Genomic DNA, 21,137 nt, shown 5'->3' on the forward strand with positions numbered 1-21,137 from the left:
AACCGCCCAGACGGGATGACGACACGGCCCGGCACTGCGTCCGGGCCGTTTTCACGTCCGGCGGGCGAGTCGATGGCTTTCTCGGCACTGCACATGAAAAAAGGCGCTGCCAGGGACGAATGGCAGCGCCTTCAAGTTTGGCATCCGGGCATCAGGGCGGCGCATGCGCCGCGATGATGCGCAGCGCGCGGCTTTCCCGGCTGTGTCGTGAGGATTGGGCAGAGCAAGGCAAGCCCTGCACTGCCCATTTTCACGGGTTCATCCCAAAAGCGCGCGCGCCGCACGCAGGGCGGCGACCGTCTTGTTCCGCCCGCGCAGGGCCTGGGTCTGGGCAAAGCCCAGGGCGTCACCCTCGTGCAGGTTGAATTCCGTCACGACCTCGATCTCGGGCAGAGGGTGGCGGGTGATGGCCGGGTCATGGCCGAACCGGGGCGCGCGGGTGTAGTTCATCGGCACCAGGATCCGCGCCAGGCGCATGATGGTCTCGTTCGCGGCCTCCGCCGGGATCGCGCCGTCCTTGGCCCCGGCGTAGAAATCCTCCAGCGCCTTGGAAAGGGCGGTGATCTCCTGCGCCACGGGGGACAGGTCCATCAGCTCTCCTGCGGCGGTTTGGTAGCTTTGCACACTTTCCGACAGCTCCGGCATCAAGGCGCGCCAGTCAAACGGCAGCAGCGGATCGGTGGCCACGCGCCAGATCGACAGCAGGTAGATGTCGATATCGGTTTTCAGCACCTCCTTGTCGGCGATCTCCAGCGTGTCGTTCTCGGTATGCCAGGCGATGTTGCCGCCGCAGCCCGAAACGGCGTAATAACCTTTCTCCTCGCGCAGATCGTCGGGCATGGTGGAGGACAGCATGAAGAAGCTCGACATGCCGATATTGTTGAACGAGTAGTCGCCCGCCTGATGGGGGCGCTGGAACACCGGGGTCTGGTCGGCGCATTCCTGCACCACGTCCTGCACCAGCGCATGGGTTTCGGCAAAGGCCGAGGTTTGGTGATAGGAGGTCGCCCAACGGCAGCCGGGGCTGTCGCAATTGACCTGGGCGACGCAGTTTTCGTCCAGGTCGATGGCGAAGGTATCGGCAAACCAGGTGGAGCCGGCATAGCGGCCGGTGGAATGGCCCGGCCACCACGCGATCCGCACCGAACGCCGCAGCTTGTCCTTGTTGGCCCAGAGCACGCGGGCGATTTCCAGCATCGTGGCATCGCCCGTGGCGTTGTCGCCGACGCCCACGTCCCACGAATCGTAATGGCCATGCAGCAGGACGAATTTCTCCGCCTCTTCGGTGCCGGGGATCTCGACCACGGGAATCGCCTGTTCGAACCAGCCGATCTGCATCTCCGTGCGCACCGTGGCGGATCCGCCTTCACCGGCAGCGGCGATCAGGCGCGCGCCGGTTTCATTGTTCACCGACACCACGGGAATCTGCGGCTTGCGGCCGATGTCATCCAGGTCGGGGGAGCCCCAGATCGTCGTGCAGGTGCCCCAATGGATATCGACGCCCGGATTGACGGCAATCACCGCCACCGCACCCCATTCTTCGGCCAGTGCCGCAAGGGCAGGGTTTCCGAACCCTTCCGTCAGCAGGATCTTTCCGGTGAACTTGGCCCGCATTTCCTCGGGCGTTCCGACCTGGTCGCCAAAAAATGCGGCAGCTTTCTTGTTGTAGGACCGGAGGGAGGATTTTTGCGCCGGCAAGTAGACCAGTTCGCCCGCCTGGCCGTCGGGGCAGTTCAGGCTGGAAGACGGTGCCTTGGCGCGAATCTTCTCGCCGTTCAGCTCGACAGAGGCATCATGGGGCACCGACAGAAACAATTTCGGGCGGTGCACGGTGACCGGCAGACCCAGCGCTTTCAGCCGGTCGGCGATCAGGTCGCCGGCCTTGTTCACGTCCTCCGGACGCCAACGGGGCATGCCTGAAAAGGTGGTGATCAGGCTCCACGCGTCATCGATGCGGGCCTGCCCAAGAATGTCGCTTTCGGACGAATCGAGCATCTTCATTTCTCCTTGTTGGGACAAAAAACGTTTACCTGAGCGATCGTCCTGTGCATAGTAAATAAAACAAGGTTTCATCTAGCGAAAAAACGGTAGATGCAAAACAGGCCGCAAAGCCGGCCAGATCACCAACACGGAGGGTGAAATGAAAGTGAACGTGAACAAGAGAGACCTCTTGCGAAGTGCCGCCGGGGCAGCCGTCGCATTGGGCCTGGGCGGTCTGCCCGTGGTCGCCGAAGCCGCCGGCGATCCGGTGCGGCCGATCACATTGTACAGCCGGACGCAGGCGGCCAATCCCCAGCAGTTCCAGGCCGCCGAACTGATCGCCCAGATCTGGAGCGACCTGGGCCTGGACGTGTCGGTGCAGGCCCTGCCCAACACGCAGCTGTCCGATACCGTCTGGTACAACCGCGACAGCTGGGACACCACGATGTGGCAGATGGTGGGCCGGCCGGAACGCTCCGACCCGGACGAATTCGTCTACAACCTGTTCCATTCCAGCACCGCGCCCTCGGGCTACAATTTCGTCGGCTGGGAAAACGCGGAATACGACCGGATCGCCGAACAGCAACGCCTGGTCGTCGATCCCGAGGAACGGCTGGCGCTGATCTCGCAGGCGCAGACCCTGGTGAACGAGAATCAGCCCTATGCCTTCCTGGTCTACCCCACGAAGGTGTTTGCTTTCGACAAGACGGTGTTTGACGAAACCAGCGTGGTGGAGCAGCCCGGCCTGGGGATCAAGAACTTCCTCAGCTTCGTCAATATCGCGCCGCTGGGCGAGCAGACGGACCTGATCATGAACAGCTCCAACGAGCTGAACGCCATCAACCCGTTCTACATCTCCGGTGCGCAGGACAGCTGGATGACCGAACTGATCTGGGACCGCATGATGCGGATCGGCGAAGACGGTCGCCCCATGCCCTGGGCCGCCGAGACGGTGGAATGGAATGACACCGGGACCGAGGTCACGATGACCCTGCGCGACGGCATGATGTGGCACGACGGAGAGCCGGTGACCACGGATGATGTCATCTTTTCCTTCACCGCGCCGCAGGGCGACATGGTCGCCCCGATGTACAAGCCCTTCGTGGAGCCGATCACCAGCATCGAGGCCACGGATGACAAGACCGTCGTCCTGACCCTGGCCCAGCCCAACGCGGCGTTCGAGACTTCGACCCTGTCCAAGGTCAACCTGGTGCCCGAACATGTCTGGGGCCCGCTGGTCGAAGGCCTGGCGGAGGGCGAAACCGCCGAAGCCGTCGTCGAAGACACGCGCATCGGCTCCGGCCCGTTCAAGTTCGACCGCTGGGCCACCCAGCAGGAAGTCGTGCTGACCGCGAACGCAGACCATTGGTCGGCGCCCAAGATCGACCGGTTGATCATGCGCATCGTGCTGAACGTCGAGGCCGGGCTGGGCATGTTGCGCTCGGGCGAGCTGAACTTCATGTCCGACTATACCGGCGATCCGGCCCTTCTGCTGGAAGCGGCGGAGGCCGATGACGATCTGGCCGTGGTCGAATCCGTCGACATCGGGTTCCAGTACGCGGCGTTCAACGCCCGCCGCGCACCGTTTGACGATGCCGCCTTCCGCAAGGCGCTGTCGACGGCGATCAACCGGCAATTGCTGCGCAACGCCGCCTGGAACGGCTTTGCAGAGATTGCCAACAGCCATGTCTCCAGCGCGCTGCCCTATTGGCACGAGACCTCCACCGACAACATGGAAACCGGCATGGACCTGGCAAGGCAGATGTTGACCGATGCTGGATATTCCATCGTCGACGGCGTGCTGCACTACCCCGACGGCGTGACCGAGCAATTCGCCGAGTGATCCCGTGATCCCGCCCGTCCCCGGACCATTCCGGGGGCGGGCCCTCCTCAGAATCCTCTGACCCTCCGGAGCTATCGGCATGAAATACCTGCTCAGCCGCCTGTTGCACACGCTGCTTGTGCTATGGGCCGTCGGAACCATCCTGTTCTTCATGTTCCGGCTGATGCCGGGCACGCCCCTTGCGGCCTTCATCGACAACACCACGACGGCCGAACAACAGGAGGCGCTGATCCGTCAGTTCGGGCTCGATAAATCGTTGATGGAACAATACTGGCTGTTCGTCACCAACGCGGTGCAAGGCGACCTGGGGCAGAGTTTCTTCTTCAAGCGTCCGGTCACCGACATCGTGATGGAGGTGCTGCCCAACACGCTGATCCTGACCATGATGTCGCTGGTCATCGCCTATATCTTCGGCACCCTGGCCGGCGCCTACCTGGCCTGGCGCCGCGGTTCCTGGGTCGAGGGGCTGGGCATTCCGCTGGCCCTGACCACCCGCGCGGCGCCGGAATTCTGGCTGGGCATGGTGATGCTGGCCGTCTTCTCCTTCCAGCTGGGCTGGTTCCCGGCGGGCGGGGCGAATACCTCCGGCTCCGAATTCTCCGGCGAATGGTCGCGGATCTTCTCTGTCGACTACCTGCGTCACCTGACGCTGCCGGCGCTGACGCTGGCGATCTACCTGCAAGGGCTGCCACTGCTGCTGATGCGGTCCAACATGCTGGAGGTGTTGCAGGAGGAATTCATCACCATGGGCCGCATGAAGGGCCTGTCCAACACCACCATCCTTCTGCGCCATGCCGCGCGCAACGCGCTGCTGCCCGTGGCCACCGCCTTTGCCCTGGGCCTGGGCAGTGCCATCGGCGGCAACGTGGTGGTGGAAACCGTGTTCTCCTGGCCCGGCATCGGCCGGTTGCTGGTGAATGCCGTCGCTGCCTCCGACTATCCGCTCGCGCAGGGTGCGTTCCTGATCATCACCTTCTTCCTGATCATCATGAACTTCATCGCCGACGTGACCTATCAACTGCTGGATCCGAGGGTTCGAGTTGCCGCAAGCTCCTGATATCGCCATCGCCGCCCCGCAAGCGCACCGGGTCATCCTGTCCACGTTGGGCCGGGGGGTGCAGACTTTCCTCAAGGTTCCGCGCAAGGATCCCTATGCCGCCGTGGGCCTGTTCATCTATCTTCTGCTGATCCTGGTCGCGGTTTTTGCCGATCAGCTGGTGCATTTCGATCCGCTGAAGATCCTGTTCACCGCTGATTACGACCTGGCCCGCAACCTGCGTCCCGGCGCCGATCACTGGCTGGGGACCACCTATTCCGGCCGCGACATCTATTCCCAGCTGATCATGGGTACCCGTTCGGCGCTGATCGTCGGGCTGACGGCGGCGGTCTGCGTGGTGGCCATCGGCACCGTGGTTGGCCTGATCTCGGGCTATTTCCGGGGCTGGATCGACACCGTGCTGATGCGCCTGGCCGATATCGCCCTGGGGGTGCCGTTCCTGCCCTTCGTCATCGTGCTGGCGTCCTTCCTGACGCCCAGCCAGTGGAACGTGGTGATCGGCATCGCCCTGCTGCTGTGGCCGAATTCCGCGCGGGTGATCCGGGCGCAGGTCATGTCCTACCGTGAACGCGCCTTTGTCGAGGCGGCGCGGGTGACCGGCGCGGGGCCGTGGCGGATCCTCTTCGTGCATATCGCGCCCAACGTGCTGGCACTGTCCTTCCTCTATGCCTCCGTGGCGGTGGGCTGGGCGATCCTGACGGAGGCCTCGATCAGCTTCCTCGGCTTCGGGCCGTCGGATACCGTCTCCTGGGGTTACATGCTGCAGGACGCCTATGCCAGCCAGGCCCTGGGGCGTGGCCAGTACTACTGGTTCATCCCTCCGGGCCTGTGCATCATCGCCATCGTCGTCGCCGGCTTCTTCATCAGCCGCGGCTACGAAGAAGTCCTGTTCCCCAAACTGAAGGGCTGAGCCATGGAATTTCTGAGCCTCAGGGATCTGAAGATCGAATACAAAAGCCCACGCGGTCAGATCCGCGCGGTGGATGGCATCAGTTTCGAGGTGCCGCGCGGCAAGGTCGTGGGGGTGGTCGGCGAAAGCGGCTGTGGCAAGACCACGGCGGTGCGCGCGATCACCGGGGTCATGCCCTCTGTCGCCAGTTTTGCCGGGGGGGAAATCGTCTTCAAGGGCGAGAACCTGATCGGCCTGGACAAGCGCCGGATGCGCGAATTGCAATGGCGCCAGATCGCCTATGTGCCGCAAAGTGCGATGAACGCGCTGGACCCGGTCTGGCGGGTGGGCAAGCAGCTGGAGGAAGTGCTGGTCAAGCGCGGCGGATATACCTGGCGCGACGCCCGCACCCGCGCGGCGGAACTGTTCGACATGGTCGGGCTGGAGGTCAAGCGCCTCGCCGATTACCCGCACCAGTTCTCGGGCGGGATGCGGCAGCGCGCCTCCATCGCGCTGGCGCTGGCGCTGGACCCGGACCTGGTGATCGCGGACGAGCCGGTGACGGCGCTGGACGTGGTGATCCAGCGGCAGGTTCTGGACACGCTGAAACGCCTGCAAGAAGAGCTGACGCTGTCCGTCCTGCTGGTCACCCACGATATTTCCGTCGTCGCCTATGTCTGCGATTACGTCGTGGTGATGTATGCCGGCCAGATCGTGGAACAGGGCCCGGTTCACGAGGTGCTGACCGCGCCCAGCCATCCCTACACGATAGGGCTGTACAACGCCTTTCCCGAGCTGACGGGCGATGATGATCAGGAGCTGACCCCGATCGAGGGCAGCCCGCCGGACCTGCTGAACCCGCCGAGCGGCTGCCGGTTCCGCGCCCGCTGCCCCTTTGCGACCGATGGCTGCAAGGCCGAACAGCCGCAGATCTCCGTCGGCGCGGGCCATCAGGCCCTGTGCCATCGCGCGCCGGAGGCCGCCCAGCTGCGCGACCGCGCGCGCCATACCGAAACCTGGACCGGAGTGGCCGCAGAATGAGTGTGACCGAACAGATCCCCGCCGATGGCACCCCCAAGGCCGACCTCCCCCCGCAGGCGGCCCCGGCCTCCGAGGCGCCGCTGGTCGATGTGCGCGGCATTTCGCGCCGCTTCGTGCTGTCACGCTCCATCGTCGATGTGTTCACCGGGCATCACCCGGTGGTTGATGCCGTGTCGGACGTCAGCCTGACCCTGAAGCGGGGGGAGGCCGTGGGCATCGTCGGCGAATCCGGCTGCGGGAAATCCACCCTGGGCCGGATGCTGGTGAAACTGATTTCCACCACCGGGGGGGAAATCCTGTTCGACGGGCAGGACATCGCCAGCATGACCCGCAAGGAGGAACTGGCCTTTCGCCGTCGTGCGCAGCTGGTGTTCCAGAACCCGTTCGACGCGCTGAATGCGCATTTCACCATCCGCCGCAGCCTGTACGAGCCGCTTTACAATGCGCGTATCCCCGTCGAGGAACACGACGCGCGCGTGGCAGAGGCGATCCACATGGTTCATCTGCCTCGCGCCGAACATATCCTGGACAGCTACCCGCACCAGCTGTCGGGCGGGCAATTGCAACGGATCGTGCTGGCCCGTGCGCTGGTGCTGCGCCCGGAATTCATCGTCGCGGACGAGCCGGTGTCGATGCTGGACGTGTCGGTGCGGGCGGGGATTCTGAACGTTCTGCGCAAGGTCCAGCGGGAGATGGGCCTGGCCGCTGTTTTCATCAGCCACGACCTTGCGCTGGTGCGCTATGTCTGCGAACGCACGATCACCATGTATCTTGGCGCGGTGGTGGAGGACGGCCCGACCAGGGATGTGATCACCGAGCCGCTGCACCCCTACACCCGCGCGCTGGTCGCCGCCGTGCCGGTGCCCCATGTCGATCAAAGCCACGCACCGCTGCCGATCCTGGGTGGCGTGCCCGACGCGCGCAACCCGCCCTCCGGTTGCCGATTCCGGGACCGCTGTCCGCTGGCGCAACCCCGCTGCGCGCAGGACCGCCCGGCGTTGCGCGAATTGCGCCCCGGCCACCGCGTCGCCTGTCATTTCGTGGAATAGGAACAAGACCGGGGGCGGGCAGGGGGCTGACAGGTCCGGGACTGGTCCCTGCGCTGCCCCCCCACGCTGGACCCTGCGTCGCGCAAACATCGGGGGCGCGGCGGGGGGCGGGGCGATCAGGCTCCACATTGGCCGCCACATCGGGATCTGGGCCGTGTCGCGCAGCCCCTTCCGGCCGCGACCGGCGCGACCGGCGCGACCGGCGCGACTGGCGCTGCGGCAGGCCTGGCCCCCTTGCTTCAGGCTGTCCGTCGCCCCGTCCCGATCCCGTCGGACAAGAAGCACAGGTCACGCGGATCCGGCATGACCCCCGTGCCCTTTGCAAGGTCTGACCACGGCGGGGCGCCATCGCAGCCATGGCCACTTGACGCGGATGATGGCGCCGGCTAATCCCGCCTCTGGCCGTAGACGCCTGCCGTCCGCTGACATTCGTCATGGTGAAGTTCTACACATGCCCATCTCCTGCTCTTTTCCGCATATCGCGCGGATGGCAACGCGGATCCCATCTCAGACAGCGCGATCCAGCGAGAGAGATCCGGGACATGACCCAGACCCCCCCGAACAGTTTCACCGATGGCCCGTTGGGAACCATCTACCTGAAGACAGCCGTGCCGATCATCTTCGTGATGGCAATGAACGGCCTGCTTGCGGTGGCCGATGCGCTGTTCCTGGGCCTTCATGTCGGCCCCGAGGCGCTGGCGGCGGTGACGCTGATGTTCCCGCTCTACATGCTGGTGGTGGCGGTCTCGACCCTGGTGTCGAACGGCATGTCCAGCCTGCTGGCGCGCTGCCTTGGCGCCGGTGACGCGCAGGGCGCGGCGGCGGTCTTTGTCGGGGCGCACGGGCTTGCGCTGTGCCTGGCAGCGGCGTTGATCTGCGCCTTCGCGCTTCTGGGTCAGCCCATGGCGCTTCTGGCGGCGGGAGGCTCTGCCGAGCTGGCGGAGATGGGCGTGGTCTACCTGCGCATCACGATCTTCTTCACACCGCTTCTCTTTGTGTTGTCGGTCAATTCCGACGCGCTGCGCAATGAGGGGCGCGTGGGGTTCATGGCGGGGATGAGCCTGCTGGTCTCTGTCGCCAACATCGGTTTCAACTACCTGCTGATCGCCGTGTTGCACATGGGGGTGGCGGGGTCCGCCTACGGGACGGCGGCGGCCCAGGCGCTGGCGTTGATGATCATCCTCGCATTCCGGTTCGGTGGCAACACCGCGCTGCGGCCCGCGATCCTGCTGCGCCAGTCCCCGGGCGGCTATTGGGGCCGCATCCTGGCGCTGGGCGCACCGCAAAGCCTCAATTTCATCGGGCTGGCGCTGGGGTCCGCGGCCATCATCGCGGCGCTGCAATGGGTGGGCCGGCCGGGCTATGCAGATACGGTGACGGCCTACGGGATCATCACCCGTGTGGTCACCTTTGCCTTCCTGCCGCTGCTGGGGTTGTCCTTTGCCATGCAGACGATCACCGGCAACAATTACGGCGCCGGCCAGTGGTCGCGTTCGGACCGGAGCCTGCGCATCGCCCTATGGGCGGCGTTTTTCTATTGTGCGACGATCCAGATCGCGGTGACGAGCGCCCCGCGCCTGATCGCCGGCGCCTTTGTTCAGGACGCTGCCGTCATCGCCGAGGTCGCCCGCATCCTGCCGGTGATGACCTGCGCCTTCTTCCTGATGGGGCCGCTGATGATGGTCGGCGCCTATTTCCAGGCCATCGGTGCCGCAAGGACGGCGGCGATCCTCGGGCTGGCAAAGGCCTACGGTTTCGCCATCCCGCTCACTTTCCTGCTGCCGGTCCCGTTCGGGGAGCCGGGCATCTGGTACGCCGGACCCCTGGCCGAAATCCTGCTGCTGGGGCTGACGCTTCTGGTGCTGCGGCAGGGCGCGCGCCGATCCAGCCTGCGCTGGGGTGTCTTCCATCCCGCAGAAGGCCTGCCGCGATGAGCGCGCAGCCCAGGACTGCGGCCCAGGCCAAGGATGCGGCCCGCCGCCTGCGCGCCGGGATGGCAGAGGCTGGCACTTCTGTCAGCCATGCCCGCGCGCTTGAACTGGTGGCCCGCCAACACGGGTTTCGCGACTGGAATACCATGTCCGCCGCCCTGAGCCATGATCCGCCCGCGCGTTGGGCCGTCGGGGACAAGGTCAGCGGCAGCTACCTGTCGCGCCCCTTCACGGCGCGGGTGGTCGCGTGTGAGGATATTGCACCGGGGTGGGTTCGGCTGGACCTGCAACTGGACGTGGCGGTGGATGTCGTCACCTCCGAGCGTTTCTCCAACTTCCGCAGGCGCATTCGCGGAACCGTCGGTCCCAAGGGGGCCACGGCCGAGCGGACAAGCGACGGGACGCCGCATCTTCAGATTGACCCGTGACCGCTCAGGCGGGGGCGGAGAGAGGCTGGACGGGGCAGAAGACAGCTTTCCGCGCCCGTCTTCGGAGGCGGCAGGACCGGCGGCCAATCCGGGTGGCCGCCGAGGAAGGGGGCGACGCCACGCTGGGTAACCCGCGTGGCCTTTTCATGGATCGGTCGATCGCCGCCCAAGCTCTGCCCAAAGGGCGGCGGCCACCGGCCCGATGATCGGCCGGGGCTGGCGAAAGGCGAAGATCTCCGCCGCGAAGGGCTGGTGGGTGTGGGGCAAAGCAATGTCCCTCAGGGCACCGCTGGCCAACTCTGCGGCGATCATGTGATCGGGCAGGCGGCCCCAACCCAGCCCAGCCATCAGCAGCGTCTTCTTGGTGTGCAGATCGCTCACGTACCAGCGGCGCTGGCCTTTCTGAACGCCGATTTCCCGGGCGAAGGGCCCGGCGGCCTGGCCGCTGTCACTGGCGATCACCTGGGTGAACCGGCGCAGATCCGACAGCCGCGCAGGCCCCGCCATCGCGTCCAGCAGCGCAGGCGCAGCCACATTGCGCATCACCATCCGGCCAATCCGCATGTGGTCCAGCCCGTCTTCCTCCAGCATGACCGACAGCATCGGGGCGATAGCCAGCGCGGCGGCCCCCGATTTCACCGCCCCCAGGCCGCCCGACAGCATCTCCGCGCGCAGCACCATGCGTGTCTCGGGATACAGGGCCTGTATCTGGGCCAGGATCGGTGTCACCAGGCCGGGATCGGTACCCGCATCGACGGCGAGGGTGATCGTTTCCTCCTGGCCCCTGTCGAAGTCACGGACCAGCTGCGCCAGGTCTTCGGCTTCGGCCAGCACGCGCAGGGATTGCAGGTAAACGCGGCGCCCGACCGCCGTCAGTTCCAGCCGGTAGCCGGAGCGGTCGAACAGCTCAGTCCCGGTCTGGAACTCCAGCGCCTTCAAAGCCTGGCTGACCGCCGGCTGGGTGCGGTTCAGCCGCTGCGCGGCCACCTTGACCGATCTGGCCTCTACCACGGCGCGCAGCACATTCAGCTGATCGAGTTTCATGCCGGACCCTGTAAAGAAATTATTATGAAGATGAGTGAAAAGTATAAATATAAATATCCACCCCCTGTCACTACCTGTGCCTGACCCTCTGAGAAAGGCACATCATCATGACGCAACGCATCGCGATCGTCGGCGGCGGTTATTTCGGCGCCGAACTTGCCAGATCCCTGGACGCCAAAGCCGAGGTGACTTTGATCGAACCCCGAACCCATTTCGTCCATGCTCCGGCGATGATCCGCGCGGTGGTCGATCCCGCGCTGCTGGATCGGGCACTGATCCCCTACGACGCCCTGTTGACCCGGGGCCACGTGGTTCGGGCGCGGGCGGCCTCGGTGGATGCCGCGGGCGTGACCCTTGAGGACGGCAGCCGCATCGCGGCGACCCAGGTGGTCGTCGCCACCGGCTCCGGCAACGCGACACCGTTCAAACCCGATGGGGACGACATCGACGCCTTCCGGGCGCAGAACGCGCGCGTCCATGCGCAGCTGGTGGCGGCCGAACGGATCGCCATCGTCGGGGCAGGCGCTGTCGGGGTCGAACTTGCCGGCGAGATCGCCCATGCCATGCCGGGGAAACGGATCACCCTGATTTCTGCCGAATCCCGGCTGTTTCCCGACAAACCGGCAGCCTTCGGCGCGGCCTTGGCGGCAAAGCTGGAGAAGGCGGGCGTGCAGCAGATTCAGGGCCAGCGCGTGGAGACCCTGGAAAGCCTGACCACCCCCCATGCCGGCAGCCTGCGGCTGGCCGATGGAACGGTGCAGGCGTATGATCTGATCTTTCCTGTTCTGGGCGCGCGGCCCGTCGCGGATCTTCTGCTGGGTCTGCCCGATGCCGCGCCGGGGTCCGGGGGGCGGGTCAAGGTCGACCCCTGGCTGCGACCCTCGTCGCTGCCCAATGTCTTCGCGGCAGGCGATGCCGCCGATGCGGGCGACGCGATGACCATTGTCGCCACAAGCCGCCAGCGGCCCTGGCTGACGAAAACGCTGCTGGGCCTTGGACAGGGCAAGGCGCTGGAACAGATGAAACCCTACAAGCCCTGGGGGGCGAAGGCGCCGTTCCTGGTTCCGCTGGGACCAAAGCGGGGCAAATCCTTCCTGGGGTTTGTCAGCGTGGGCGATCTGCTGACGCGGGCGATGAAGGGCAAGGATCTGTTCATCGGCAAATACCGCGCCTTGCTGGGGCAGGGATAGGGCGCGCTTGCGTTCCAGGACGCCACCTGGAACGCCCGCGCCTCACCGCCCTGCCAGGCCCGCCGCGACCGCCAACTGGTCGCGATAGGCCTTCAGCCGGGCGTTGGCATTGGTATCGATCAGCAGGATCACGGCCATCATGGCGATGGTCGTGACCAGACCCGCCCGCCAAAGTGGGGCCTGCAACACCATCAACGCCAGTGCGCAGAAGGCGACGATCAGCGGGATCACCCGGTAGACGGCGACCCGGTAGGAGGTCAGCACGCTGTCGGCCCGCGCGGTCTCGTTGGCGATGAATTGCGCCGCATCCTGGCCATGGGCGACGGCGAACCCCGACACGCGGCTCAGGCTGGGCACGAAGATCCCCACCCCGATGATCAACAGCAGCGTGCCCGCCACCAGGGCGGGGCCGGTATAGGCCCTTGCGACCTCGGTCCGGGCCAATTGCCAGAACCCCGCGCCAGCCAGGAGGAACCCAAGCCCGAACAGGATGAAAAAAGCCGATGACAGCATTTCGGCGCGGGTCCAGTCCGTCGCGGTCTTCAGAATATCCATGGGAGAGCCTCTCGGAGCGAAGTGAAGGGGGGCAGGGTGACCCGAAGGGGACGACCCTGCCGGTAAGGGGATTGAGCGGGCCGAAATTGGTGGGGCAAGGGCATTTCAGGAGCAGGGCATTACAGGGGCCAGTCGAAGCCGGTTTCCTGTTCGGACCGCTCCCACAGCCGGACCATGACCGGCTTGTCATGGGCATGGGGTTCCAGCGTGCCGCGCCCGACGGGGCCGACGGCTTCCATCCGGCCAGTGGGGCCATGCAGCGCGCGCTGTTCCAGACCGTCCTGGGTGGCACACATGACCTCGGGAAAGGCGCCCTTTTCGGCGGTCTGGACCATTGGTGTCTTGGTCATCAGCCACCAGGCAAACCGTGTCAGCAGCCCGCCGCTGGTGGAGATCAGAGAGGTCGCCGACGCACCGGGGTGGCAGACATAGACGCGCGTCTGCTTGCCCGCGGCCTTGATCCGGTCCTGCAACTCATAGGCGAACATCATCTGCGCCAGCTTGCTTTGGCTGTAGACGGGGTTGGGGCTGTAGTTGTTGTCCCAGTTCAGATCGTCGAACTGGATCGTGCGCAGCCCCAACTTGTAACCCAGGCTGGCCACCACGACGATCCGGCCGCCGGATTCCTCGATCCGGTCGAACAGCAGCCCGCACAATACGAAATGGCCGAAATGGTTGGTGCCCAGCTGACTTTCGAACCCGTCCACGGTGCGTTTCTGGGTCGGCACCTGCGCGATGGCGGCGTTGCAGATCAGCGCGTCGATGCGGGGCACTGTCTCCAGGACCCTGGCGGCGGCGCCCCTTACGGAGGAAAGATCGGCCAGGTCCATACGGACGAAACTGACTTCGGCGGCCGGGCCGAATTCCTGTTTGAGCGCGTCGACGGCGGCCTGCGACTTCTCGGCGCTGCGATTCAGCATCACCACCCCGGCGCCCTTCGAAAGAAGGATGCGCGCCGCCTGGTACCCCGCTCCGGCATTCGCGCCGGTGATGACATGGGTCTGCCCGGCGAGGGAGCCGAGGCGCTCGGGCGTCCAGCCCTTGGGTCCGAAGGTCTTGTCAGTCATGTCCTTGATCCTGCCGTCTGAAGGTGCGCCGGGTGGCTATGCTTGCGTTTGTAAACCGTGGTGTTTACATAAGGGGTAGACCGGCAAAGTGTAAACCCTAATGTTTACATTTTTCGCGCCAAGCGGGGCAAGGTGATGAAACTGACTGACAAAAAGCGCAAAGATATCCTGGACGCGGCAATCTTGGAGTTCCGCGAACAGGGCTTTCCCGCCGCGCGGGTGAATCGGATCGCCGAACTGGCCGAGGTGTCCAAGCGAACGCTCTACAAGCATTTCGAAAGCAAGGAGGTGCTGTTCACAGCCATCACCGACATCCTGCTGGAAGAGATCGCGGCCATGCCCAAGCTGCGGTTTCAGCCCGACCAGCCCATGCGCGGGCAGTTGATCGCGGCAGTGCGCGGCTATGTCGAGCATCTGACCGGAGAGCATTACCTGGGCCTGAACCGGCTGGTCCTGTCAGAGCTGCTGCGCGATCTGGATCTGGCTCAGGCCTTCTTTGCCAAGGCTGCTTTGCAGGATGGTCCGATCTCGGACCTGATCGGCGAGGCGATGCAGGCCGGGGCGATGCGCCGGGCAGAGCCGGCCTTCGCCGCCGGTCAGTTGCTGTCGATGGTAAAGCACTTCCTGATGTGGCCGGAGTTCCTCCTGGGTGAAAAGGCCGATGTGAATGCGGAGGCCATCATTGCAGATTGCGTGGACATGTTCCTGGCCCACTACGCGCCGGCTGCCTGATCTCGCGCCGCTGGCGCAGGACGGGCCCGGTTGGGCAGGTTCGGGGCGATTGTATCGCGATCGCGAAAAATGAAATCTGCAATCGCCCGGTTTCCGCCCTTTCCGCATGGCAATACCTTGGGGCCGGATCAGTGCCAGCAAGGATGAGATCATGAAAGCCATTGGATACCACAGCGCCGGGGATGCGGAGCAGCTGAGCAGCCTGGAGATAGCGCGCCCGACCCTCGGCGCGCAAGATATCCTGGTCGCGGTAAAGGGTGTCTCCGTCAACCCGGTGGACGTCAAGCTGCGCGGCGCGGCCCAGCCGGAGGGCGGCCCGCGTGTGCTGGGCTTCGACGCCGCCGGCACGGTGGTGGAAACCGGCGCGGCGGTCCGCGATTTCGCCATCGGTGACGCGGTGTTCTATGCCGGCGACGTGACCCGCGCCGGCACCAATGCGGAGCTTCACGCTGTCGACGCCCGCATCGTCGGGCGCAAACCGGAAAACCTCGACTTCGCGGAGGCGGCGGGCCTGCCGCTGACCGCCATCACCGCCTGGGAAATGCTGTTCGACGCCTTCCGCCTGTCCGAAGGCGACGGCGCGGGGCAAAGCCTGCTGGTCATCGGCGGGGCCGGCGGCGTGGGCTCGATCCTGATTCAACTGGCCAAGGCGCTGACCGGACTGACTGTCATCGCCACAGCCTCCCGCCCTGAAACGCAGGAATGGGTGCGCCGCATGGGCGCCGATCATGTGATCGATCACCGGGGCAACCTGGTGGAACAGGTCGAGGCGCTGAACCTTGTACCCACTCATGTCGCCGCGCTGACCGCGACCGATCAGCATTGGCCCGCCATTATCCAGGCGATCGCCCCGCGCGGCCAGATCGCCCTGATCGACGACCCGCAGGCGCTGGACATCAAGGCCGCCAAGCCCAAGGCGCTAAGCCTGCATTGGGAGTTCATGTTCACCCGCTCCATGTTCGGGACGCCTGATATCGCGGTGCAGGGCGCGCTGCTGAACCGGGTGTCGGCGATGATCGAGGCGGGCACCCTGGTCTCCACCGTCACCGAACGCGCCGGAGCGCTGAGCGTGGAATCCCTGCGCGCCGCCCATCGTCGCCAGGAGAGTGGCCGGGTGATCGGCAAGCAGGTCCTGACCGGTCTCTGATCCCGCCGCAGGACAGGAAGCGTCAGATGCCCGACCCCTCGCAATCCACGACCTTCCCGCCGTTGAACCGTGCCTACAACGCGGTGTTTCAGCCCGGCCGGATGAGCCTTGGCCTGGTGGTGCCGCTGGAAAGCTACCCGGACACGTCCGTACCGGAGATGACGCAGCACCTCGCCCGTGCCCGGCTGGCGGAGGATCTCGGCTTTGCGGCGCTGTGGTTGCGCGACGTGCCGTTCAACGTGCCCGGTTTCGGCGATGCCGGACAGGTGTTCGATCCTTTCGTCTACTTTGGGGCGCTGGCGGTCGCGACGCGCGACATCGCCCTGGGCGTTGCCAGCATCGTGTTGCCGCTGCGCCACCCGGCACATGTGGCCAAGGCGGCAGCCTCCGCTGATGTGCTCTCGGGCGGGCGGGTCCTGCTGGGCGTTGCATCTGGGGACCGGCCGGACGAATATCCGGCACTGAACATGGGCTTTGCGGACCGGGGCGCACGGTTCCGCGACAGCATCGCCTACATCCGCGCCATGGCAGACAACTATCCGCAGTGCGACACCGCGCAGGGCCGGCTGTCCGGCGGAATCGACATGCTGCCCAAACCCGCAGGCGGGCAATTGCCCTTGCTGATCACCGGGGGCAGCCGGCAATCGCCCGACTGGGTGGCACGCCATGGCGACGGCTGGATGACCTATCCGCGCGATGCCGCTGCGCAGGGGCGGGTGGTGGCGGAGTATCGCCAAGGAATCCGTGCGGCGGGCCTGTCGGACAAGCCGGTGATGCAATCGCTCTACATTGATCTGGTGGACCAGCCGGACGCGCCGCCGGCGCCCATCCACCTCGGCTTTCGGTCCGGCACGGGATATCTGCGCCGCTACCTGTCCGAGCAGCGCGACCTGGGCATCAACCACGTCGCGCTGAACCTGCGGTTCAACGGCGCGGCCATCGACAGCACCATGCACAGGCTGGCGGACGAGATCCTGCCGGACTTCGACAATTAGGAATTCCCCATGCCCAAGACCATCCTCATCACCGGTGCCACCGACGGTATCGGCCTGCTTACGGCACGGATGCTGGCCAAGGACGGCCACACGCTGCTTTTGCACGGCCGCAGCGCCGAGAAGCTGACCGCGGCGGTGCAAAGCGTCAGCACATCCGGTGCCGCGCCCCGGACCTACCGTGCCGACCTGTCGCAACTGGAGGAGGTCAGCGCCCTGGCCGGGGAAATCACCGCAGGCCATGAGCGGATCGACGTGCTGATCAACAATGCCGGAGTTCTGAAGACACCCCAGCCCCGCACCGCCCAGGGGCTGGATGCCCGCTTTGTCGTCAATACCATCGCGCCCTACCTGCTGACCCGTCGGCTGCTGCCGATCCTGCCGGCGAGGGGCCGCGTGGTGAACCTGTCCTCCGCCGCGCAGGCGCGGGTCGATGTCGCGGCGCTGCGCGGGCAGCGCAGCCTGGATCACATGGCGGCCTATGCCCAGAGCAAGCTGGCGATCACGATATGGACGCAGGAGATGGCCCGCGCGCAGCCTGACGGCCCGGCTTTCATCGCGGTAAACCCCGGCTCCCTGCTGGCGTCGAAGATGGTCAGGGAAGGGTTCGGCATGACCGGCAACGACCTGTCCATCGGCGCCGAAATCCTGTGCCGCGCCGCCCTGTCGGAGGAGTTCGCCGGCGCTACGGGGCGGTATTTCGACAATGACGCCGGTGGCTTTGCCCGGCCCGATCCGGCGGCGGGCGACGCGGCCCATGTGGCGGCGGTGATGGCCGCGCTGGGCGATCTGGCAGGGCCCGTCCCGGAGGGTTGACAGCGCTCGTGACGGGGAGGGGGCGGCAGATACCGGCGCGCGCCCTACGCGGTAGCCCTGCCCGTGCCACGGCACCGGCACCGGCGCCGCGCGGCCGGGTGCCGTGTCCAAGGACCTTCGGACCTCTGGCGGTTCGTCCGGGATACTTGCCGCGTTCGGGCTTCCACCGCATTGAGATTATATCGAAAATCTAAAAACTGATAGAACGATTGGCCTTTTTATACGAAATGGGTCGATCGTTTATCTGTCGGTCAACGCAACTTTCCAATGGAGTGACCGATGAAAACCATGGCCCTGACCGACTACGGCCCCGACGCGACCTTTACCCTGGCTGATACGCCGCGCCCCGAGGCCACGCCCGGCCATGTCGTCCTGCGCGTCAAGGCGACCAGCATCAACACCATCGACACGATGATCAAGGATATGGGCGCCGACCTGCCGTTGTCGCCCGCGCTGCCTGCCGTGCTGGGCATGGATTGCGCCGGGGTGATCGAAGAGGTCGGCGCCGGTGTGACTGGCTTTGCCGTGGGCGATGAGGTCTATGGCTGCGCCGGCGGCCTGGCCGATCTTCAGGGTGCGCTGGCCGAATTCATGCTGGCCGACGCGCGGTTGATCGCGCCCAAACCCAAGACGCTGAGCATGCGCGCGGCCGCCGCGCTGCCGCTGGTCGGCATCACCGCCTGGGAGGGGCTGCACCGCGCTGGCGTCGGAGCGGACCAGAAGGTGTTGGTTCAGGGCGGTGCCGGTGGCGTCGGGCATATCGCGATCCAGCTTGCCCGGCATCTTGGCGCCACAGTCACCGCGACCGGTACGGGCACCGCGCAGTTGTCGGCGATCCAGGGGTTCGGAGCCACGCCCGTCGACTTCATGACTGAGAGGATCGACGACTATGTCGCGGCGCAGACCGCAGGGGCCGGTTTCGACGTGGTGTTCGACACGGTCGGTGGCGCGAACCTGACCAATACCTTTGCCGCGGCGGCGCTGAACTGGACCTGTCCCGCCTTCGTGCCGCCCCAAGTGCTCGTTTACGCCACCTATCGTTCGAAAGCGACCGGGCTTTTCCAGCCCAGTGCTGAGTGTCGGCGGCGCGGATTGTAGAAGCCGTTTATATATTCGAAGATCGCCATCTCAGCCTTGCGCCGCGTCTCCCAAGTATGCCGCGAGATCAGTTCAGCTTTGATGGATTTGAAGAACGTCTCGACAGCGGCATTATCATAGCAATTTCCCTTCCCAGACATCGACGCCTTGAACCCGTGCTGGCGCAGGATCTTCTGGTAGTCGTGGGAACAGTATTGCGATCCGCGATCCGTGTGATGAATGCAACCTTTGGGCGGTTGTCTGAACGCGATTGCCATCTTCAAAGCTCTGATTGCAAGGTGCGCTTCATACGATTGCTGACCGCCCAGCCAATGACACGGCGTGAATGCAGGTCCAGGATCACCGCAAGATAGAGCCAGCCTTCTCGGGTCCAAACATAGCTGATATCGCCCGCCCATTTCTGGTTTGGCGTATCTGCAGCAAAGTCACGATCCAGCAGGTTTGGCGCGATATTGAACTTGTGATCGCTGTCGGTTGTCACCTTGTGCTTGCGGGTTCTGACAACAGATATGCCGTTCTGGCGCATCAATCTGCCAACCCGGTGATGTCCAACGTTCAAGCCGATCTCCTTCAGTTCTTCGGTCATCCGTGGCCGGCCGTAACTTCCCAAGCTGAGACGTGATTGTTCTTTGATGTGGGCCAGCGTGATCAGATCAGACCGCTGTCTGCGACTGGCTGGTCGACTGCGGAAAGCGCGTAGACCGCGTGCGCTGACACGCGCCCCGATGTAGTCGCTGACGGGACCGGTCGTCAGGAACAGGTCGATGGGCCGGCCGCGGCTGTCGCAGATGGCGTGCAGCTTCGTGTTCATGCCGCCCTTGGTCCGGCCAATCAGGCGTCCACGCCCCCCTTTTTAACGCCCAGGCTGGACGCCGTGCGATGGGCCTTCAGATGGGTGGGGTCGATCATCACAGTCGTCTCCTCGCCGTGCTCAGCGGCCAGCCCTGCCATGATCCGGGCGAAGACGCCTTTATCGCTCCATCGTTTCCAGCGGTTGTAGAGTGTCTTGTGGGGGCCGTACTCCCTTGGGGCGTCGCGCCACCGCAAGCCGTTGCGATTGATGAAGATAATGCCACTCAGAACCCGCCGGTCATCGACCCGGGGCTTGCCGTGCGACTTCGGAAAGTAAGGCTCAAGACGCGCCATCTGCGCATCGCTCAACCAGAAAAGATCAGACATGTTCACCGCTCGTTTTCGAGCGGTGAGTCACGATCGTCCAACCAAATCAATGGGTCCTGAGCCTAAGAAACGCGGGGCAATTCAAACACGCAAAATGCACAGACCAACCATCCTGACAGGCGACCGCACCACGGGGCCACCTCACATTGGGCACGATGCGGGCTCACTTGAAAACCGACTGCGCTATCAGGACAGCCACGAACAGTTCCTTTTGCTGGCTGATACCCAGGCTTTGACAGACAACGCCCATGATCCTGCAAAGGTGCGGCGCAGCGTGATCGAGATCGCGCTTGACTATCTGGCCGTGGGCATTGATCCCAGCCACACGACGATCCGCCTGCAATCGCAACGTCCGGCGCTGGCCGAGTTGTCGATGCTCTACCTGAACTTCGGAACGGTTGCGCGGCTCGAACGGAACCCGACGATCAAGGATGAAATCCGCGCGCGTGGGTTCGGGCGTGATATTCCCGCAGGGTTTCTCTGTAATCCAGCGGCACAGGCTGCGGATATCACGGCTTTCAAGGCAACTGTCGTTCCGGTCGGCGAAGACCAGGCCCCGCTCATCGAGCAAACGAACGAAATTGTGCGGCGCATCAATGCAGTCGCAGGTTGCCTCGTGCTGCCCGAGGCTCGAGCGATCATCCCCAAAGCGGGTCGGTTGCCCGGTATCGATGGCAAGGCCAATATGTCGAAATCCAGTGGAAACGCCATTGCGCTGTCCGCATCGTCAGAAAAGATCCGAAGCGCTGTTCGGGCAATGTTCACCGATCCGAGCCACCTGCGTGTCGAAGACCCGGGCTGCATCGAAGGCAATGTCGTCTTTGCCTATCTCGACGCCTTCGATCAGGACCGGACGAGCTTGCCGAACTCAAGACACAGTATCAGCGTGGAGGACTTGGCGATGGCACGATCAAGGCGCGTCTGGAAGTTATTCTCCAAGACCTCATTGCCCCAATTCGTGAGCGCAGGGCACAACTCTCCGAGGACCGGGGATACGTTCTTGAGGTAATCAAAGAGGGCACGGAACGGGCGCGTGAGCGAACCGAGGCGACAAAACGCGAGGTGGTGAATGCCTTAGGATTATTCCAACTGTAGGTGA

General features: G+C 64.8%; 18 protein-coding genes and 2 pseudogenes. 14 read left to right on the forward strand and 6 right to left on the reverse strand.

The window, feature by feature from the left end; translation table 11 throughout:
• Positions 1–258: 258 nt before the first annotated feature.
• Complete coding sequence (locus tag G5A46_RS11650; protein WP_163849552.1) at positions 259–1,995, reverse strand: M28 family peptidase; 1,737 nt, start codon at positions 1,993–1,995, stop codon at positions 259–261.
• Positions 1,996–2,140: 145 nt separating this feature from the next.
• On the opposite strand from G5A46_RS11650, the gene G5A46_RS11655 reads away from it, so the two are divergent.
• From G5A46_RS11655 to G5A46_RS11685, 7 genes are all read left to right on the forward strand, one after another.
• A complete protein-coding gene (locus G5A46_RS11655) occupies positions 2,141–3,823 on the forward strand; it encodes an ABC transporter substrate-binding protein (protein WP_239520782.1) in 1,683 nt (560 codons plus the stop codon).
• 79 nt (positions 3,824–3,902) lie between these two features.
• A complete protein-coding gene (locus G5A46_RS11660; protein ID WP_163849553.1) occupies positions 3,903–4,880 on the forward strand; it encodes an ABC transporter permease in 978 nt (325 codons plus the stop codon).
• Positions 4,864–5,790, forward strand: coding sequence for an ABC transporter permease (locus G5A46_RS11665; RefSeq protein WP_239520784.1), 927 nt, complete (start codon positions 4,864–4,866; stop codon positions 5,788–5,790). The genes G5A46_RS11660 and G5A46_RS11665 overlap by 17 nt, the downstream gene beginning before the upstream one ends.
• Positions 5,791–5,793: 3 nt before the next feature.
• On the forward strand, positions 5,794–6,810 hold the full coding sequence (locus tag G5A46_RS11670; protein WP_163849554.1) for an ABC transporter ATP-binding protein: 1,017 nt from the start codon (positions 5,794–5,796) through the stop codon (positions 6,808–6,810).
• Positions 6,807–7,859: an ABC transporter ATP-binding protein gene (locus tag G5A46_RS11675; RefSeq protein ID WP_163849555.1), complete on the forward strand. Its 1,053-nt coding sequence runs from the start codon at positions 6,807–6,809 to the stop codon at positions 7,857–7,859. The genes G5A46_RS11670 and G5A46_RS11675 overlap by 4 nt, the downstream gene beginning before the upstream one ends.
• Positions 7,860–8,401: 542 nt before the next feature.
• Positions 8,402–9,793, forward strand: a complete 1,392-nt coding sequence (locus G5A46_RS11680) for an MATE family efflux transporter (RefSeq protein ID WP_163849556.1) — start codon at positions 8,402–8,404, stop codon at positions 9,791–9,793.
• Positions 9,790–10,218 carry a glyoxalase superfamily protein gene (locus tag G5A46_RS11685; RefSeq protein ID WP_163849557.1) on the forward strand — a complete coding sequence of 143 codons (429 nt, stop codon included), beginning with the start codon at positions 9,790–9,792 and terminating at the stop codon, positions 10,216–10,218. The genes G5A46_RS11680 and G5A46_RS11685 overlap by 4 nt, the downstream gene beginning before the upstream one ends.
• Before the next feature lie 144 nt (positions 10,219–10,362).
• Here the strand turns inward: G5A46_RS11685 and G5A46_RS11690 are convergent, their stop codons facing one another.
• A complete protein-coding gene (locus G5A46_RS11690; RefSeq protein ID WP_163849558.1) occupies positions 10,363–11,262 on the reverse strand; it encodes a LysR family transcriptional regulator in 900 nt (299 codons plus the stop codon).
• Positions 11,263–11,369: 107 nt separating this feature from the next.
• Between G5A46_RS11690 and G5A46_RS11695 the strand changes: the two genes are divergently transcribed.
• Positions 11,370–12,452, forward strand: coding sequence for an NAD(P)/FAD-dependent oxidoreductase (locus G5A46_RS11695; protein ID WP_163849559.1), 1,083 nt, complete (start codon positions 11,370–11,372; stop codon positions 12,450–12,452).
• A 42-nt stretch (positions 12,453–12,494) separates the two neighbouring features.
• Here the strand turns inward: G5A46_RS11695 and G5A46_RS11700 are convergent, their stop codons facing one another.
• Positions 12,495–13,007, reverse strand: a complete 513-nt coding sequence (locus G5A46_RS11700) for a hypothetical protein (protein ID WP_163849560.1) — start codon at positions 13,005–13,007, stop codon at positions 12,495–12,497.
• 119 nt (positions 13,008–13,126) lie between these two features.
• On the reverse strand, positions 13,127–14,074 hold the full coding sequence (locus G5A46_RS11705) for an SDR family oxidoreductase (RefSeq protein ID WP_163849561.1): 948 nt from the start codon (positions 14,072–14,074) through the stop codon (positions 13,127–13,129).
• Between the two features lie 135 nt (positions 14,075–14,209).
• Here G5A46_RS11705 and G5A46_RS11710 point away from each other — a divergent pair, with 135 nt between their 5' ends.
• The 5 genes from G5A46_RS11710 to G5A46_RS11730 all read left to right on the forward strand — a co-directional run bounded on the left by G5A46_RS11710 (position 14,210) and on the right by G5A46_RS11730 (position 18,859).
• Complete coding sequence (locus G5A46_RS11710) at positions 14,210–14,806, forward strand: TetR/AcrR family transcriptional regulator (RefSeq protein WP_163849562.1); 597 nt, start codon at positions 14,210–14,212, stop codon at positions 14,804–14,806.
• 151 nt (positions 14,807–14,957) lie between these two features.
• Positions 14,958–15,953 carry a zinc-binding alcohol dehydrogenase family protein gene (locus G5A46_RS11715; RefSeq protein ID WP_163849563.1) on the forward strand — a complete coding sequence of 332 codons (996 nt, stop codon included), beginning with the start codon at positions 14,958–14,960 and terminating at the stop codon, positions 15,951–15,953.
• Between the two features lie 26 nt (positions 15,954–15,979).
• Complete coding sequence (locus tag G5A46_RS11720) at positions 15,980–16,948, forward strand: LLM class oxidoreductase (RefSeq protein WP_163849564.1); 969 nt, start codon at positions 15,980–15,982, stop codon at positions 16,946–16,948.
• 9 nt (positions 16,949–16,957) lie between these two features.
• Positions 16,958–17,761, forward strand: coding sequence for an SDR family NAD(P)-dependent oxidoreductase (locus G5A46_RS11725; RefSeq protein ID WP_163849565.1), 804 nt, complete (start codon positions 16,958–16,960; stop codon positions 17,759–17,761).
• A gap of 279 nt (positions 17,762–18,040) precedes the next feature.
• A complete protein-coding gene (locus G5A46_RS11730; RefSeq protein ID WP_163849566.1) occupies positions 18,041–18,859 on the forward strand; it encodes an alcohol dehydrogenase catalytic domain-containing protein in 819 nt (272 codons plus the stop codon).
• Here G5A46_RS11730 and G5A46_RS11735 read toward each other — a convergent pair.
• Together G5A46_RS11735 and G5A46_RS11740 are read right to left on the reverse strand one after the other, a co-directional pair.
• Positions 18,796–19,574, reverse strand: a pseudogene (locus G5A46_RS11735) (IS3 family transposase); the annotation flags it as partial. The gene G5A46_RS11730 and the pseudogene G5A46_RS11735 overlap by 64 nt on opposite strands.
• Before the next feature lie 3 nt (positions 19,575–19,577).
• A pseudogene (locus G5A46_RS11740) lies at positions 19,578–20,038 on the reverse strand (IS5 family transposase); the annotation flags it as partial.
• On the opposite strand from G5A46_RS11740, the gene G5A46_RS11745 reads away from it, so the two are divergent.
• Positions 20,037–21,047 (forward strand): tryptophan--tRNA ligase, encoded by a 1,011-nt coding sequence (locus G5A46_RS11745; protein WP_275585255.1) that lies wholly within the window; start codon positions 20,037–20,039, stop codon positions 21,045–21,047. The pseudogene G5A46_RS11740 and the gene G5A46_RS11745 sit on opposite strands and share 2 nt — an antisense overlap.
• Positions 21,048–21,137 lie beyond the last annotated feature (90 nt).

This window comes from Pseudooceanicola aestuarii, from assembly GCF_010614805.1.
GTDB classification, from domain to species: Bacteria; Pseudomonadota; Alphaproteobacteria; order Rhodobacterales; family Rhodobacteraceae; genus Pseudooceanicola; species Pseudooceanicola aestuarii.